The organism is Streptomyces radiopugnans, from assembly GCF_900110735.1.
Lineage (GTDB): Bacteria > Actinomycetota > Actinomycetes > Streptomycetales > Streptomycetaceae > Streptomyces > Streptomyces radiopugnans.
In genome coordinates this window covers 1-14,937 of sequence record NZ_FOET01000021.1, presented here as the reverse complement: position 1 = coordinate 14,937, position 14,937 = coordinate 1, and the positions used below count along the sequence as shown (strand labels likewise).

General features: G+C 73.7%; 13 protein-coding genes and 1 tRNA gene. 6 read left to right on the top strand and 8 right to left on the bottom strand.

Translation table 11 applies throughout. The features are described from left to right. Positions 1–32: 32 nt before the first annotated feature. The 5 genes from BMY40_RS25560 to BMY40_RS25540 are packed head-to-tail and all read right to left on the bottom strand — an operon-like array spanning position 33 to position 5,223. Entirely contained in the window at positions 33–752 is a 720-nt protein-coding gene (locus tag BMY40_RS25560; RefSeq protein ID WP_093663155.1) for an ABC transporter ATP-binding protein, read from the bottom strand. After that, the gene (locus tag BMY40_RS25555) at positions 745–1,713 is read right to left on the bottom strand and encodes an ABC transporter ATP-binding protein (RefSeq protein WP_245770324.1); all 969 of its coding nucleotides are present in this window, start codon (positions 1,711–1,713) and stop codon (positions 745–747) included. The genes BMY40_RS25560 and BMY40_RS25555 overlap by 8 nt, the downstream gene beginning before the upstream one ends. Then, positions 1,710–2,624 carry an ABC transporter permease gene (locus tag BMY40_RS25550; RefSeq protein WP_093663154.1) on the bottom strand — a complete coding sequence of 305 codons (915 nt, stop codon included), beginning with the start codon at positions 2,622–2,624 and terminating at the stop codon, positions 1,710–1,712. Before BMY40_RS25550 ends, BMY40_RS25555 begins: the two co-directional genes overlap by 4 nt. Then, the gene (locus BMY40_RS25545; RefSeq protein ID WP_093663193.1) at positions 2,621–3,616 is read right to left on the bottom strand and encodes an ABC transporter permease; all 996 of its coding nucleotides are present in this window, start codon (positions 3,614–3,616) and stop codon (positions 2,621–2,623) included. Before BMY40_RS25545 ends, BMY40_RS25550 begins: the two co-directional genes overlap by 4 nt. A gap of 8 nt (positions 3,617–3,624) precedes the next feature. Beyond that, on the bottom strand, positions 3,625–5,223 hold the full coding sequence (locus tag BMY40_RS25540; RefSeq protein ID WP_093663153.1) for an ABC transporter substrate-binding protein: 1,599 nt from the start codon (positions 5,221–5,223) through the stop codon (positions 3,625–3,627). Positions 5,224–5,496: 273 nt separating this feature from the next. Here BMY40_RS25540 and BMY40_RS25535 point away from each other — a divergent pair, with 273 nt between their 5' ends. Then, positions 5,497–6,762 (top strand): extracellular solute-binding protein, encoded by a 1,266-nt coding sequence (locus tag BMY40_RS25535; protein ID WP_093663152.1) that lies wholly within the window; start codon positions 5,497–5,499, stop codon positions 6,760–6,762. 93 nt (positions 6,763–6,855) lie between these two features. On the opposite strand, the gene BMY40_RS25530 is transcribed toward BMY40_RS25535, so the two are convergent. Then, the gene (locus tag BMY40_RS25530) at positions 6,856–7,836 is read right to left on the bottom strand and encodes an acetylxylan esterase (protein WP_093663151.1); all 981 of its coding nucleotides are present in this window, start codon (positions 7,834–7,836) and stop codon (positions 6,856–6,858) included. 322 nt (positions 7,837–8,158) lie between these two features. On the opposite strand from BMY40_RS25530, the gene BMY40_RS25525 reads away from it, so the two are divergent. Beyond that, positions 8,159–9,355, top strand: coding sequence for a thiolase family protein (locus BMY40_RS25525; protein WP_093663150.1), 1,197 nt, complete (start codon positions 8,159–8,161; stop codon positions 9,353–9,355). Positions 9,356–9,452: 97 nt separating this feature from the next. Continuing rightward, on the top strand, positions 9,453–10,910 hold the full coding sequence (locus BMY40_RS25520) for a lipase maturation factor family protein (protein ID WP_093663149.1): 1,458 nt from the start codon (positions 9,453–9,455) through the stop codon (positions 10,908–10,910). 16 nt (positions 10,911–10,926) lie between these two features. On the opposite strand, the gene BMY40_RS25515 is transcribed toward BMY40_RS25520, so the two are convergent. Further along, a complete protein-coding gene (locus BMY40_RS25515; RefSeq protein WP_093663148.1) occupies positions 10,927–12,246 on the bottom strand; it encodes an NAD(P)/FAD-dependent oxidoreductase in 1,320 nt (439 codons plus the stop codon). A gap of 330 nt (positions 12,247–12,576) precedes the next feature. Between BMY40_RS25515 and BMY40_RS25510 the strand changes: the two genes are divergently transcribed. Further along, positions 12,577–12,653, top strand: a tRNA-Pro gene (locus BMY40_RS25510). 253 nt (positions 12,654–12,906) lie between these two features. On the opposite strand, the gene BMY40_RS28825 is transcribed toward BMY40_RS25510, so the two are convergent. Beyond that, positions 12,907–13,131, bottom strand: coding sequence for a hypothetical protein (locus BMY40_RS28825; protein WP_245770332.1), 225 nt, complete (start codon positions 13,129–13,131; stop codon positions 12,907–12,909). On the opposite strand from BMY40_RS28825, the gene BMY40_RS28820 reads away from it, so the two are divergent. Together BMY40_RS28820 and BMY40_RS25500 are read left to right on the top strand one after the other, a co-directional pair. Continuing rightward, on the top strand, positions 13,046–13,381 hold the full coding sequence (locus tag BMY40_RS28820) for a fumarylacetoacetate hydrolase family protein (protein ID WP_245770322.1): 336 nt from the start codon (positions 13,046–13,048) through the stop codon (positions 13,379–13,381). The genes BMY40_RS28825 and BMY40_RS28820 overlap by 86 nt on opposite strands. Continuing rightward, complete coding sequence (locus tag BMY40_RS25500) at positions 13,375–14,478, top strand: ferric reductase-like transmembrane domain-containing protein (RefSeq protein WP_093663147.1); 1,104 nt, start codon at positions 13,375–13,377, stop codon at positions 14,476–14,478. The genes BMY40_RS28820 and BMY40_RS25500 overlap by 7 nt, the downstream gene beginning before the upstream one ends. The last annotated feature ends 459 nt before the right edge of the window (positions 14,479–14,937 follow it).

Genomic DNA, 14,937 nt, shown 5'->3' with positions numbered 1-14,937 from the left:
GGCTCCCGGCGGCCCTCCTTGCCCGCGGTGCGTCACCGCGGCAGGAGGGTCTTGAACTCCACCGTCCTGTCGCACCAGCGCTCCAGCAGCACCCGGTCGTGGCCGACCGCGAGCAGCGCCGTGCCGTGTTCGCGGCGGTACTCCTCCACGGCGGCGACGAGGGCGGCGGTGGTGGAGGCGTCGAGCATCGCGGTCATCTCGTCGCAGACCAGCAGACGGGGGCGGAGGACGAGCGCGCGGGCCAGGCAGGCGCGCTGGAGCTGGCCGTCGCTGACCTCGTGGGGGCGGCGGGCGAGCAGATCACCGCCGAGACCGACGGAGGCGGCCAGTGCGGGCAGCCGCACGCGGACCTCGGCCCGGCGCCCGGTGGCGCGCAGGGGTTCGGCGATCAGGTCGGCGAGGGTCAGGCGGGGGTCGGCGGCGAGACGGGGCTGCTGGAAGACGACGCCGACGGTCGTGCGCAGCTCGCGCGGGGCGCGGTGGTGGAAGCCGTGCGCCGGCCGTCCGGCCAGTCGTACGGTGCCCGCCTGCGGCCGGTGCAGCAGGGCGGCGACCCGGGCGAGGGTGGACTTGCCGCAGCCGCTGGGGCCGAGCAGTCCGACGGCCTCGCCGTCGCCCACGGTCAGGGACACCTCGCGCAGTACGGGTTCGCGGCGGTCGTATCCGGCGGTGATGCCGCGCAGTTCCAGAGCGGGTTCAGGTGTCGTTTCAGGTGCCGTTTCACATGTCGGCTCAGGTGCCGGTTCAGGCATCGGCGGCCTCCGGGGCGTGGGAGTGCGCGTGGTGGCAGGCCACCGCCCCGGCGCGGGCGCCGGTCAGGGCGGGCACGGCGGCGCAGGCGCCGGTGGCGCGGTCGCAGCGCGGGGCGAAGGCGCAGCCGCCGGGCAGGGCGTCCAGTTCGGGTGGCATGCCGGGGACGGGGGTGAAGGACCGCTCGGGCAGGGCTTCCAGCAGGCCGCGGGCGTACGGGTGCCGGGGTCCTGGTGTGCCGAAGAAGCCCGCGGCGCCGGTGAGTTCGACGACGCGTCCGGCGTACATCACCGCCACCCGGTCGGCGATGCGCTCGGCGGCGGCCAGGTCGTGGGTGATGAGCAGCAGACCGTGGCCCGCGTCCACCTGGCGGCGCAGTTCGTCCACGGTGCGGTCCACCAGGTCGCGGTCCAGGCCGGTGGTCGGTTCGTCGGCGATCAGCAGCGGGGCCCCGCCGACGAGGGCGAGGGCGGTCGCGGCTCGCTGGGCGAGGCCGCCGGAGAGCTGGTGCGGGTACCGGTCGAGGTGGCCGGCGGGGAACGCGGCACGCTCGGCGGCCCGTTCGGCCTCACCGCGCAGCTTGGGCCCGCGTGCACCGGTCAGCTCCCGCACCGTCTCCTCCAGCTGGGAGCGGACGGTACGCACCGGGGTGAGGTGCGAGGCGGGGCTCTGCGGTACGAGGGCGATGCGGCGGCCCCTCACGCGGCGGGCCAGCACCGCCTCCCCGGCGGTGAGCAGGTCCAGGCCGTCCAGCCGGGCCGCGCCGCGCACACGGGCGTTGCCGGGCAGCAGCCCCAGCAGCGCGGAGGCCAGCACCGACTTGCCGCAGCCGCTCTCCCCCACCAGGGCCAGGCACTCGCCGGGAGCGAGGTCGAAGGACACGTCCGTCACGGCGGCGACGGTGCGACCGCCGCGCAGCGGGAAGCGCACGGACAGCTCCCGTACGGACAGCCGGGCCGTCACAGCGTCAGCTCCGATCGGACGCGCGGGTTGATCCGCTCGCGCCAGGCGCCGGCGAGTCCGGCGATGGCGAGGGTGGGGACGATGATGAACAGACCGGGCCAGAGGGTGGGCCACCAGGCGCCGGCGAGCAGCGAGCCGCGCGCGGCCTCGGTCATGGTGCCGAGGCTGGCCTGGTGGGCGGGGATGCCCAGGCCCAGGAAGGACAGCGCGGACTCGTGCCAGATCGCGTGCGGCACCATCAGCACGGCCGCGAGTCCGGCCTGCGGCAGGACGCCGGGCAGCAGGTGGCGTACGGCCACCCGCCACCGCGAGGCGCCGCCCGAGATCGCGGCGTCCACGTACGGGCGGTTGCGCAGGGAGTGGGTCTCGGCCCGGACGATGCGGGCGGTGGAGAGCCAGTGGGTGATGCCGACGGAGGCGATGACGGGCCAGACGCCGGGCCGGAACATCGCCACGATGAAGATGCCCAGGAGCAGGTGGGGCACGGAGGCGAAGACGTCCACGACCCGCATCACCAGCCGGTCGGTGCGCCCTCCCAGCGCCCCGGCCAGGCCGCCGACGGCGATGCCGACGACCGTGGCCGCCAGGGCCGCGACCACACCGACCAGCAGTGAGACGCGCAGTCCGTGGACACAGCGCAGCAGCAGGTCGCGGCCCAGTTCGTCGGTGCCGAACGGGTGCTCCCAGGAGGGGGGCTGGAGTTTGGCCGTGAGGTCGACGGCCTGCTGGTCCAGCGGGAAGACCACCGGCACCAGCAGCGCGGCAAGGACGGTGGCGGCGGTGAGAGCGGCCGAGGCGCGGGTGCGCCAGGCGCGGGCGCCGGACGGGCGTCCGGGGCCGCGCCGCGAAGCGGAGGCCGGGACGGGAACCTTGCCGGGGGCTTCGGCGGGGGCCTGTGCGGGGGCGGTCACATCTCCTCCGGGTCGATCCGGGGGTCGGCCAGTACGTAGAGCAGATCGGCCAGCAGGTTCCCGGCGAGCACGGCGGCGGTGGCCAGGACGGTCACGGCGGCCAGCAGCGGGAAGTCCGCGGCGGTGGCGGCGCGGACGGTGGCCGAGGCGATGCCGGGCCAGCTGAAGACGGTCTCCACCAGCAGGGCACCGGTGATCAGTTCGGGTATGCGGGTGCCGACGAGGGTGAGCACCGGCAGCAGTCCAGAGCGCAGGGCGTGCCCCAGCAGTACCGTCCGCTCGCGCAGGCCGCGGGCGCGGGCGCCGCGCACCGGGTCCTCGTGGAGCGCGTCGGCCACGCCCTGCCGTACGTACAGGGCGAACCACGGCAGCTGGGAGAGGGCGAGCACGGCCACCGGCAGCGCCAGATGGCGTGCCAGCGAGGCGGCGGTGACGGTGTCCTCGCCGCTGTCGGTGAGTCCTCCGGCCGGCAGCACGCCGAACTGGAGGGCGAAGAGCCAGACGGACAGCAGTCCGAGCCAGAACGGCGGAGCGGCCTGGAGGACGTAGGAGCCGCCGGTGACGCAGCGGTCGAGCCATCCGCCCCGGCGGCGCGCGGCGGCGGTGCCGAGCACGGTGCCGAGCACCACCGCGGCGGCGAACGCGAGCGCGCACAGCAGCACGGACCAGCCCAGGCGTTCGCCGACGACCTGGGCGACCGGCTGGCGCAGCGAGACCGACTGCCCCAGGTCCCCGGTCGCGGCGGAGGTGAGCCAGCGCCACCACTGCTCGGTGAACGGGCCGTCCAGGGCGAGGTTCTCGCGCAGCTGGTCGAGGGTGTCCTGGGAGGCGCGCAGCCCGGCGCTCCCGGCGTACTGGCGCACCGGGTCGAAGGGGGACGCGGCGGCCAGCGCGAAGACGCCGAGGGTCACGGCGGCCAGGACGGGGACGGCGGCCAGCGCCCGCCGTCCCGCCAGGCGTGCCAGCGGGGCCCAGGGCGGCCCCGCGCGCAGCGCCGTCCTCACTTCTTGGGCCGCCAGTCCTCGACGTTCCACCAGGGGCCCGCGCCCAGGCCGTGGTCGTGGGGTTCGACCTGGGTGGTGACGCCCTGCCAGGCGTCGTCCATCACGTACACGTGGTCGATGTGGGTGAGGAAGGTGTAGCCGGGGTTCTCGGCCAGTTCGCGCTGGACGGCGGCGTACGCCTCGGCGCGGGCGGCGCGGTCGTTCGTGCGGCGGGCCTCCTCCAGGGCGCGGTCGACGTCCGGGTTGTCGTAGGCGGCCATGTTGTTGAAGCCGTCCAGGGCCAGGGAGGAGTGCAGCAGGGGGTAGAGGTCGAAGTCGGGGTCGGCCGGGCTGCCGCCGCCGGAGAGGACTGCGTCGTCCTTCATGCGCGGCTCGATGACCTCCCAGGTGCCGGACTCGACGGTGATGTCGATGCCGATCTCCTCGGCGTCGGCGGCGTAGGCGAGGGCGTGCTCCTGGCGGAGCCGGTCGCCGGAGGGGTACCAGAGGGTGAAGGCGGCGCGGCGGCCGTCCCTGCGGCGCACTCCGTCCTCCCCGGCCTTCCAGCCGGCGTCCTCCAGGATCTCCTTCGCCCTCCGCGGGTCGTGGCGTCGCTCGGTGCCCTCGGCGAACCAGGGGCTGCCGGTGGGAACGGGGCCGTACGCGGCCCGGCCGGCGCCGCCGAGCACGCTGTCGACGATCGCCTGGCGGTCCACGGCGGTGTCCAGAGCGCGGCGCACCGCGCGATCGCCGGTGACGGGGCCCGCGGTGGGGAGGGTGACGGCCCGGAAGTCGGCGGTCCTCGCCCGGATCACGCGCCGGCCGTCGTCGCCCGCGAAGGTGTCGGCGAGGGCGGGCGGCAGGACCGCGGCGTCGAGGTCGCCGGAGCGCAGCCGGGTGGCGCGTACGTCGTCGTCCTTGATGACGGCCATGGTGAGCCTCTCCACCTCCGGAGCGCCGCCCCAGTAGCCGGGGTTGGCCTCGAAGGTGAGCTTCTCGCCGCGGCTCCAGCCGGTGAGGACATAGGGGCCGGTGCCGACCGGCTCGGTGTTGTAGGGGCCGGTGTTGACGTCCTGTCCGGCGGCGGCCTCCTTGGAGGCGATGGGCAGCACGGTGCGCTCGGCGAAGGGGGCGTAGGGGTACCTGAGACGGAAGACGACGGTGTCCTCGTCCTTCGCGGTGACGCTGTCGAGGGCGTCCAGCTCGCCCTTGGAGGGGTTGTTGGTCTTCTCGTCGAGGATGGTCTCGTAGGTGAAGACCACGTCCTCGGCGTCGAAGGGGGTGCCGTCGCTGAAGGTCACCCCCTCGCGCAGGGTGTAGGTGTAGGTCCGGCCGCCGTCGCCGATCTCGGGGAGCTTCGCGGCGAGGGCGGGCTCCAGCTCCATGTCGGCGTCGTGCCGCAGCAGGCCGTCGAAGATCTTGGAGTTGCCGTCCTTGCCGTAGCCGAGCAGGGGGCTGAGGGTGTCCGGTTCCTGGGCGATGCCCACCACCAGGGAGTCTCCCGTACCGCCGCCCGCGCCCCCCTTCCCGTCGGACGGCGCGGAGCATGCCGCCGCTCCGGCCAGCACCGCGCCGAACGTCATGGCGGCGGCCGTCCGTATCACCCGCAGTCTCATGGTCCACACCCTTGTTGCCGAGCAGTCCTTGTTGCAAACAGCTTGCAATTAAACCGCAGAGGGATGCGCACCGCATCACCCCCCTCCCGCCCCCGTCCACCGGCCGGGGTGCGGCACTTCGGTCACCCTTCGATCACGAAGGGCCTTCCGAACCGGTTTATTCGACCCTTCTGTGGACTAGACCTTGACTCCCCAATTGGTCTGTGCCAAATCTGTGCAGACCCCACGCTCCCCCCCACGCCCGTACCGTCGGCAACCTCCCAGGGGACAGCCATGCCAGTCCGCCGCCCTTTCCGCCTCCTCGCGTCCGCCCTGTCCGCCGCACTGCTGCTGAGCGGGTGCGGCGTCCTCGCCGACACCGGCGACCGGGAACAGGAGCGGACCCTCGACGTCTGGCTGATGCGGGGCAGCCTCTCCGAGGAGCTCACCGACGCCGCCGTCCGGGACTTCGAGCGGCGCAATCCCGGCGTGGAGGTGGAGGTCACCGTCCAGGACTGGCCGGGGATCGACAGGAAGGTCACCGCGGCCCTCGGCTCCGACGACGCACCGGACGTGATCGAGGTGGGCAACACCCAGGTCGCCCAGTACGTGGAGGCCGGCGGGGTGTCCGACCTCACCATCAGGGTCTTCGACCTCGGCGGCGACCACTGGGTCCCCGGTCTGGAGGAGCCCGGGAAGATCGACGGCTACCAGTACGGCGTCCCCTTCTACGCCGCCAACCGCGTCGTCGTCTACCGCAAGGACCTCTTCGAGCAGGCCGGGATCACGAAGCCCCCCGCCACCCGTGAGGAGTGGATCGAGGTCACCTCCCGGCTCAACCGGTCCGGACGGCAGGGCATCTACCTGCCGGGGCAGAACTGGTACGTGCTGGCGGGCTTCGTCTGGGACGAGGGCGGCGACCTCGCCGTCGAGCGCAGCGGCCGGTGGGCCGGCACGCTCGACACCCCCGAGGCACTGCGCGGCATGGAGTTCTACAAGGAGCTCCAGTCCCACGGCCGGGGCCCCGTCGACTCCGACGAGTCCAAGCCGGAGCAGCGCGAGTTCTTCGCCGGGAACGAGATCGCCCAGATCATCGACGTGCCCGGCGCCGCCGAGCTGATCGTCGAGAAGAACCCCGCACTGGCCGGCAAACTCGGTTTCTTCCCCATCCCCGGCAAGGACGCGAAGGAACCGGGCGCGGTCTTCACCGGCGGCTCCGTGCTGATCATCCCGGAGCGGGCCGCCGAGCCGGCCGCGGCGTACTCCTTCGTCAAGCTGCTGACCGGTGAGAAGTGGCAGCGGAAGCTGGCCCGGACGATGAGCGTGGTGCCCAACAGCACCGAGCTGGCCGACGCGCTGAAGGACGACCCCGGCGCCGCGGCGATGGCCGAGGGCGCCCGCAACGGGCGCGCCACCCCCAACTCGCCGCGGTGGGGCCGCCTGGAGGCGGACAACCCGATCAAGAAGTACCAGACGGAGGTGCTGCGCGGCGCCGACCCGAAGACGGCGGCGCGCGAGGCCTCCCGGCGGATCACCGCGATCCTGAGCGGGCGCGGCTGACGCGCGCCCGCCCCCGGCGCCCCCGATCCGGCGCACCGGCACCGGAACAGGGGTGCCGGGGCCGCGGGGCGCCGCCGGGGCCTCCCTACGGGGTCAGGCGGACGCCAGGCCGCGCCCGCGCAGCCACAGCAACTGCTCCCACTGCTGCGAGGAGCGGCCCCCGGCGTGGTCGCCGAAGTGCCACACCCTGATGTCCTTGTCCTCCCCCGCGTAGCGGTGGTAGGCGGCGAAGACCGTCGAGGGCGGGCAGACCGGGTCCATCAGCCCCACGCTGAACAGCGCGGGAGCGGTGGCGCGGCGCGCGAAGTGCAGGCCGTCGAAGTAGTTCAGCGTGGTGAAGACGGACTCGGGGTCGATGCGCCGGTGCACTCCGAGGTAGTGGGCGATCTCCGGATACGGGCCGGCCGCGGCCAGTTCGGCGCCCCGCCGGAAGTGGCACAGGAACGGCACGTCCACCAGCGCCGCCGCCACCTTCTCCGGCGCCAGCCCGGCCACGGCCAGGGCCAGCCCGCCTCCCTGGCTGCCGCCCGCGACCACCACCCGCTCCGGGTCCACCGCCGGATGCTCGCGCACGGCGTCCACGGCGCGCACGCAGTCGGTCATCAGCCGCCGGTAGTAGTGGCGGGCGGGGTCGTCCAGACCGCGGGTCATGAAGCCGCCGACGTACTGCGGGGTGGTGTCCGGGTCCGGGTCGGGGGTGTCGTGGCCCTGGCCCCGGCTGTCGACGACGAGGGTGGCGTAGCCGGCCGCGCTCCACAGCAGGTGCTCGATGTACAGGCCGCGGCCGCCGCTGTAGCCGATGTAGTTGACCACGGCGGGCAGCGGCCCGTCCGCGCCGCGCGGCAGGATCAGCCAGGCCGCGACGGGCTGGCCGTCCCAGCCGGGGAAGCGGACGTCGAACACCTCCACGGTGCTCAGCGGGGCGTCCTCGACCCGCCGGTACTCCGCCGGCCCGGGCGCCGCCGCGCGGGCGGCGGTGAGCGTCTTGGACCAGAAGGCGTCGAAGTCCCCTGGCTCGGCCACCTCGGGCCGGTAGGCGCGCAGTTCCTCCAGCGGAAGATCGGTCAGCGGCATGCGGATGTCCGTCCCCTCGTAGCGACAGGCTATAGAAAGCGCTTTCCCGGGAAAGCTACGTTCCGCCGCGGCCCTGGTCAACGGTATCCGCCGCACCATGGGCCGGACGGCCCGGGCGAGCACCCTCCCGTCCGCCCGGAACGTGCTCCTCTGCCTGGTGCCCCGGTTCCGGCTCCCCACCCCGGCCGGTCCCGGGACCGCGAGAGACCGCGGGCCGGACGACGGTGCCCGTGCCCACCCTTCCGGAGCGACGGATGTGTGATCGGCCATGCCCGCCGACCGCTTCTGGCCATCCGGGTGCGGCCCTGCCAGGATCCATGCCATGGCCAACGATCTCCTGCGTGATGTGTATGTCGTCGATGCGGTGCGCACCCCGATCGGCCGGTACGGCGGCGCCCTGGCCGGAGTGCGCCCCGACGACCTGGCCGCCCACGTCATCCGCGCCCTGGTCGACCGCACCCCCGACCTCGACCCCGCCCGCATCGACGACGTCGTCCTCGGCAACGCCAACGGCGCCGGCGAGGACAACCGCAACGTCGCCCGCATGGCCACCCTCCTGGCCGGCCTTCCCGCCACCGTCCCCGGCGTCACCGTCAACCGGCTGTGCGCCTCCGGCCTCGAAGCCGTCCTCCACGCCGCCCGCGCCATCGCCTGCGGCGACGCCTCCATCGCCATCGCCGGCGGCGTGGAGTCCATGTCCCGCGCCCCCTGGGTGCTGCCCAAACCCGAGCGCGGCTTCCCCGCCGGCCACCAGCAGCTGTACTCCACCACCCTGGGCTGGCGCATGACCAACCCCGCCATGCCCCCCGAGTGGACCGTCTCCCTGGGCGAGGGCGCCGAGCAGGTCGCCGACAAGCACGCCATCACCCGCGAGGCCCAGGACGCCTACGCGCTGGCCAGCCACCGCAAGGCCGCCGCCGCCTGGGCCGGCGGCGTCCACGGCGCCCAGAGCGTGCCCGTGCCCGGCACCGACCTGACCCGCGACGAGTCCATCCGCGACACCACCTCCCCGGAGGCGCTGGCCAAGCTCAAGCCCGCCTTCCGCCCCGACGGCGGCACCGTCACCGCCGGCAACGCCTCCCCCCTCAACGACGGCGCCGCCGCCCTGCTGCTCACCGACGAGGCCGGTCTGAAGGCCACCGGGCGCGAGCCGCTGGCCCGCATCGGCGCCTCCGCCACCACCGCCCTGGAACCCAACCTCTTCGGCCTCGGCCCCGTCCAGGCCGTCCACAACGCCCTGGCCAAGGCCGGCCGCACCTTCGCCGACCTGGACGTCGTCGAACTCAACGAGGCCTTCGCCGCCCAGGTCCTGGGCTGCCTGGCCGAATGGCCCGACCTGGACCCGGCCGTCGTCAACCCCCACGGCGGCGCCATCGCCCTGGGCCACCCCCTGGGCGCCTCCGGCGCCCGCCTGGCCGGCGCGGTCGCCCACCACCTCGCCGCCACCGGCGCCCGCACCGGTCTCGCCACCCTGTGCATCGGCGTCGGCCAGGGCCAAGCCCTCGTACTGGAGCGCTGAGCGGGAGCGTACGGCCGCACGGCCACCCGTACGGCCGCCTCTCCCGCCACCGGGGCCCGCCGCATGACGGCGGGCCCCGGTGGTATCCATCTGCGCCATGGAGTGGGAATGGTTCGCGGCACCCGACTACTGGCTGAGCCGCCTGGTCCTCCAACGAGGCCTGGCCGCCGTCTACCTCGTCGCGTTCGTCTCGGCGGCGCTGCAGTTCCGGGCGCTGATCGGCGAGCGCGGCCTGACCCCGGTCCCGGACTTCCTGCGCCGGGTGTCCTTCCGCGCCTCACCGAGCCTGTTCCACCTGCGCTACTCCGACCGCCTCTTCGCGTCCGCGGCCTGGCTGGGCGCGGCGCTGTCGGCGGCGGTGCTGCTGGGCGCCGCCGACCGGGTGCCGCTGGCGGTGTCCATGGCGATGTGGGCGCTGCTGTGGGTGCTGTACCTGTCGATCGTGAACGTCGGCCAGACCTGGTACGCGTTCGGCTGGGAGTCGCTGCTGCTGGAGACCGGCTTCCTGGCCGTCTTCCTCGGCAACGCGGACGTCGCCCCGCCGCTGCTCGTCCTGGTCCTGCTGCGCTGGCTGCTGTTCCGGGTGGAGTTCGGCGCGGGGCTGATCAAGTGGCGCGGCGACCTGTGCTGGCGCAGGCTGACCTGCCTGGACTACCACCACGAGACCCAGCCGATGCCGGGCCCGCTGAGCTGGTTCTTCCACCGCCTGCCGCGCCCGCTGCACCGGTTGGAGGTGGCGGCCAACCACGTCACCCAGCTCGCCGTCCCCTTCCTGCTGTTCCTCCCTCAGCCGGTGGCGAGCTTCGCCGGGCTGGCCGTGGTCGCCACCCAGCTGTGGCTGGTGGCGTCCGGCAACTTCGCCTGGCTCAACTGGCTGACGGTTCTGCTGGCCTTCTCCGCCGTCGCCGGCTCCCCCGTCGCCGGCGCGCCCGCCCACGGCCCCACGCCCCTGTGGTTCGGTGCCGCCGTCATCGCCGTGACCGTGCTGGTGGCGGTGCTCAGCTACCGGCCCGCGCGCAATCTGCTCTCGCGCCGCCAGCTGATGAACGCCTCCTTCGACCGGCTCCACCTGGTCAACACCTACGGCGCCTTCGGCAGCGTGACGCGCGTCCGCCACGAGGTGGTGATCGAGGGCACCGACGAGGAGCGGATCACCGACGCCACGCGCTGGCGGGAGTACGGCTTCAAGGGCAAGCCGGGGGACGTGCGCCGGCTGCCGCGCCAGTACGCGCCGTACCACCTGCGGCTGGACTGGCTGATGTGGTTCGCCGCGCTCTCACCCTCCTACGCGGCCCCCTGGTTCACCCGGCTGCTGCGCAGACTGCTGGAGAACGACCCCGACACCCTGCGGCTGCTGCGCACCAACCCCTTCCCCGACGCCCCGCCCGCCCACGTACGGGCCCTGCTGTACCGCTACCGCTTCACCACCTGGCGGGAACTGCGCTCCACCGGCGCGTGGTGGGACCGCGAGCTGATCGGCCCCTACGGGCCGCCGGTCCCCCGGCGGCCCGCGGAACCGGACACGGGCACAGACACGGACACGGACGCGTCGTGAGCCGTACGGGGGACCGTCAGCCGCGCAGCCGGGCCGTCTCGGGCGAGGCTGTGTCCAGCGGCACCGACCATGCGTCCAGCACGCCGAGCTGGACGGCCTGCCGCCGCAGTACGGCGTCCAGCGCCCAGTCGGCGGCCACCCGGATCCGGTTGCCCGGCATCGCGGCGAGGTGGTAGCCGCGGGTGACGAGGTTGGCGATCGGGCCGGACAGCGGGATGCCGAAGGGGTTGGCCGCGGCCTGCACCCCTCCCAGGTCGACGACGAAGCCGAGGTCGCTGTGCTTGTACGGGCGGCGGGTGCCGACGCCGTAGGAGGCCATGATGTTGTTCGCGGCCGTCTTGCCCTGCCGGTGCGCGTGCTGGGCGGTCATCGCCGTGTACTGGCCCGGGTTGGTCAGGTCCGGCACCGCCGCGGCGTCGCCGCAGGCGAACACGTCGGGGTGGCCGGGGACGTTCAGATACTCGTCGACGATCAGCCGCCCCTTCTCGGTCGGCAGACCGAGCTGCTCCACCAGTGGATCGGGCCGCACCCCGACGCACCAGATCAGCGAGCGGGTGGGAACGAACTCCCCGGTGTTCAGGAGGACTCCGTCCTTGGTGGCCTCCTTCACCGAGGTCCCCGTCCGCACCTCCACGCCGCGCTTGCGCAGCACCCGGTCGGCGGTCTGCGCCAGCTTCTCGTCCAGGCCCGGCAGCACCCGGTCCGCGATGTCGAGCAGCATCCAGCGGGGCCGGGCGTCGGCCTGCATCCCTGCGGCGCTGCGGGCGTGCTGGCGGGCGAGGGAGTCGGTGAACATCTTGCCGTGGGCGGCCACCTCGGTACCGGTGTAGCCCGCGCCGACGACCACGAAGGTGGTGCGCGCCCGGCACTCCTCCGGATCCTCGGCGTTGGCGGCGAGGGCGATCTGCCGGCTGATGTGGTCGCGCAGGTACAGCGCCTCCGGCATGCCCCGGAACCCGACCGCGTGCTCGGCCACCCCGGGGATGGGCAGCAGCTTGTTCACGCTTCCGACGGTGAGGACGAGCCGGTCGTAGCCCAGGCTCTTCTCCGTCCCCTCGGGGTCGGTGTAGGTGATCGAGCGCCCGTCGAGGTCCACACCGTGGACCTCTCCCAGCACCAGCCGCACCTTCGGCAGCGTCCCGGCCAGCGACACCGAGACCCGGCGTGCCTCCAGGAGCCCGGCCGACACCTCGGGCAGCAGCGGCAGGTACAGGAAGTAGTCGTTCGGGTTCACCAGCACGATCTCGGCCGCCCCGCGGAGCTTCCGCGACAGCGTCCTGGCGGTCTGGTAACCGGCGAACCCGGCTCCGACGATCACAATCCGGGAACGGCTCACGTGCGACTCCAGTCCTCGGGACCAACGACCAGGGCAACCGCGTTTCCCGCCTGCGTCCCGGCAAACCCGCTCCGGTGCCCGCCAGGCCTTCCGCCGCCGTCCCTCCCCCGCCGCCGGCTCCGTCCGCCGCGTGGGTTTCCCGTACGCCGCTCCGGGTCTGCGACCGCACAACTGCGCACGCTGGGTGATGGAACCGCCACCCAGGGCTCGGTCGGGAGCGAGAGTGATCTTCCGTCGCCGCCCCCTGAGGGGTGAGCGAGCACCCCCCGGAATGCGGTATGGTTTCTGTGCGCGAACGGCGAGGGACAAGATCCCGAACCGGGAGAGCATCGGGACGTGGCGCAGCTTGGTAGCGCACTTGACTGGGGGTCAAGGGGTCGCAGGTTCAAATCCTGTCGTCCCGACCAGCGATATCGCAGGTCGCAGGGCCGCTTCCGCCGGACGGCGGGAGTGGCCCTCGTCGTTTTCGGGCCCTGGTGGTCGCAGGGTGGCCGCATCACCTCCGCCGCTTCCCCGGCCGCGATCAACCAGGGCACCCGCTCGGCGGGTTGATACCGGCCCCCGCCTGGAACCGGCGCGGCGCCGCCCGGCTCCCCGCCCGGCCGGAGAACCCGCCCCGCCGTACCCCGTCCCCACCGGCGGGCGGACGGACAGTCGGTATCAGCGGTGTTCCCGGTAGGCGCGGTCGAGCGCGAACAGTGCGCCGTCGACGTCCGTGGCGTCGGCGAAGAGGGCGCGGATCTGCGCGAAGTGGACCTGTTGGACGGCGGGGTCCGGCCACTGCTGGCCGCGCTGCGAGGTGGGCGGCATCACCCGGCAGCGCACCAGTACGGCCGACCTGATCTTCGGCGTCCGCGAACTGATCGCCCACACCTCCTCCGTCATGACGCTGCACCCGGGCGACGTGATCGCGACGGGCACGCGGTGGCCGGCCCCTTCGGACGCGGTGCTCGACGGAGGTGACGGGGGCGGCGGCGGCGAGAAGCGAGCCGTGCCGGCGAGCCTTCCCGGGGCTGCCTCTTCTGGCTACTCTCGGGGCGCCCGTGGGCGAAACCCGTGTCCCCACGTGCGGACGCCCGGCCGGGCAGGCCGTTCACCCCTCCCCCACGAGAAAGCGGTGTCCCTGCGATGGTGAAGACCCCGGTCCGAGCGGAACGACATCAGCGGTTCGACCTGCCGGCGCTGCGGGCGGACCTGCGGGCGGCTCTGCCCGACGCCACCGCCGCCCTGGTGATCACAGCGGGCCTCTTCGCCTGGCTGTACGCGCGCGTGGAGTCCGGCGTCTCCATGACACTCCAGGTGATGCCCGACCTGGCGGACGCCGGCCGGTACTGGATGTACTGGTTATGCCAGGCGTTCGGCTGGACGGGCCTGTTGTGGGCCTGGATCACCGTCATGCTGGGCCTGATCCGCTCCAGTGCCCGTCCCGGATGGCTGCGGGTGCAGCCGGTGCGGATCGAGCGCTGGCACCGCACCACCAGCCTCACCACCATCGGCCTGATGTTCGCCCACGCCGCCCTGTTCTTCGCCGAGCTGGTGCGTACGAACGAGGAGGGGGCGGGCTGGGCGGGACGTGTGGCGACCTCCTTCGCCGAGGTCTTCGTCCCCGGTGTCTACTCCTCGGGAACCGGCCGGATCGCCATCCTGGTCGGCCTGCTCGCCCTCTACCTCGCCGTCCCGCTCGGCCTGGCCTTCTACCTGCGGCAGGCCACCGGTTCCCGGATGTGGCGGGCCCTGCACCGCTTCGTCATCGTCGTCTACGTCCTGAGCGTGTGGCACACCCTGCTGTACGGCACCAACGTCTGGTACGACGGCGTCTTCCGCACCACCGTGTGGCTGCTCCAGCTTCCCGTCGCCCTCCTGCTGCTGGTCCGGTTGCTCGCTCCCGCCCGGAGCGGTGAACGCCTGCGACTGCGTGACGCCTCGCGGCGACCGGGCGCGCTGCCCCTGGCGGCGCACCTGGCGGGACGGGTCGCCGCCGCGGCCTTCGTCGTCGGCCTGCTGGTGGTCGCCGCCACCGGCCGGGACGGAGGCCGCACCCCCGGTGTCGCCGGCGCCGGACTCAACGTCACCCAGACCCAGGTGTGGGTGGGGCTGGCCGTACTGCTCGTGGTCATCGCAGCCGTGATCCACCGTCTGCGCCCCGCGCCGCGCACCCCGGCACCCGGCCCCACCGCGCCCACGCCCGCAGCCCGGCCATCCGGATCCGGCGGTGAGCACGGGGAGCGTTAGCAGCGGCGGGGGCCTTCGCGGAGAGGCGTTCCGGCACGGCTGCCGAAACCGCTGACCGGCGCCGGCGCCCGGGAGCGCACCTCCCGGGTGCCGGCGGATCCCCGGCCGTTGCCCGCCGGTCCGCCCGCGCCGCGGGTCACGGCCGTGGCCCCGTGTCCGGCCCCGGCCGGACAGGTCCTGCCCGCTGTGCACGGGGCCACCGGTTGCGGCGGGTTCGGGCGCGATATCCTGCGGACGCGCGTCTCGGCATGTGGCGCGGTGGCCGTTGGCGGACATGGGACTGGGGTGATGCTGCCGTGCGTGGCGAGCCTCCCAGTCGTGCGGCCGCGTAGCACCGCCTCTCCGCTCCCGCAGGGAGCGGAGCACCCATCGGTGCTCGCGGTGGTTCTGGCGCTCGCTGTTCGATCTCCGCCGCTTCCCAAGGATCCGCCATGCCGCAGTCGCACCTGCCCTACGAGT

Excerpts from the sequence above, each read along its gene's own strand:
- BMY40_RS25560 (WP_093663155.1), bottom strand. The coding sequence starts at position 752 with ATGCCTGAACCGGCACCTGAGCCGACATGTGAAACGGCACCTGAAACG.
- BMY40_RS25540 (WP_093663153.1), bottom strand. The coding sequence starts at position 5,223 with ATGAGACTGCGGGTGATACGGACGGCCGCCGCCATGACGTTCGGCGCG.
- BMY40_RS25535 (WP_093663152.1), top strand. The coding sequence starts at position 5,497 with ATGCCAGTCCGCCGCCCTTTCCGCCTCCTCGCGTCCGCCCTGTCCGCC.
- BMY40_RS25530 (WP_093663151.1), bottom strand. The coding sequence starts at position 7,836 with ATGCCGCTGACCGATCTTCCGCTGGAGGAACTGCGCGCCTACCGGCCC.
- BMY40_RS25525 (WP_093663150.1), top strand. The coding sequence starts at position 8,159 with ATGGCCAACGATCTCCTGCGTGATGTGTATGTCGTCGATGCGGTGCGC.
- BMY40_RS25520 (WP_093663149.1), top strand. The coding sequence starts at position 9,453 with ATGGAGTGGGAATGGTTCGCGGCACCCGACTACTGGCTGAGCCGCCTG.
- BMY40_RS28825 (WP_245770332.1), bottom strand. The coding sequence starts at position 13,131 with ATGACGGAGGAGGTGTGGGCGATCAGTTCGCGGACGCCGAAGATCAGG.
- BMY40_RS25500 (WP_093663147.1), top strand. The coding sequence starts at position 13,375 with ATGGTGAAGACCCCGGTCCGAGCGGAACGACATCAGCGGTTCGACCTG.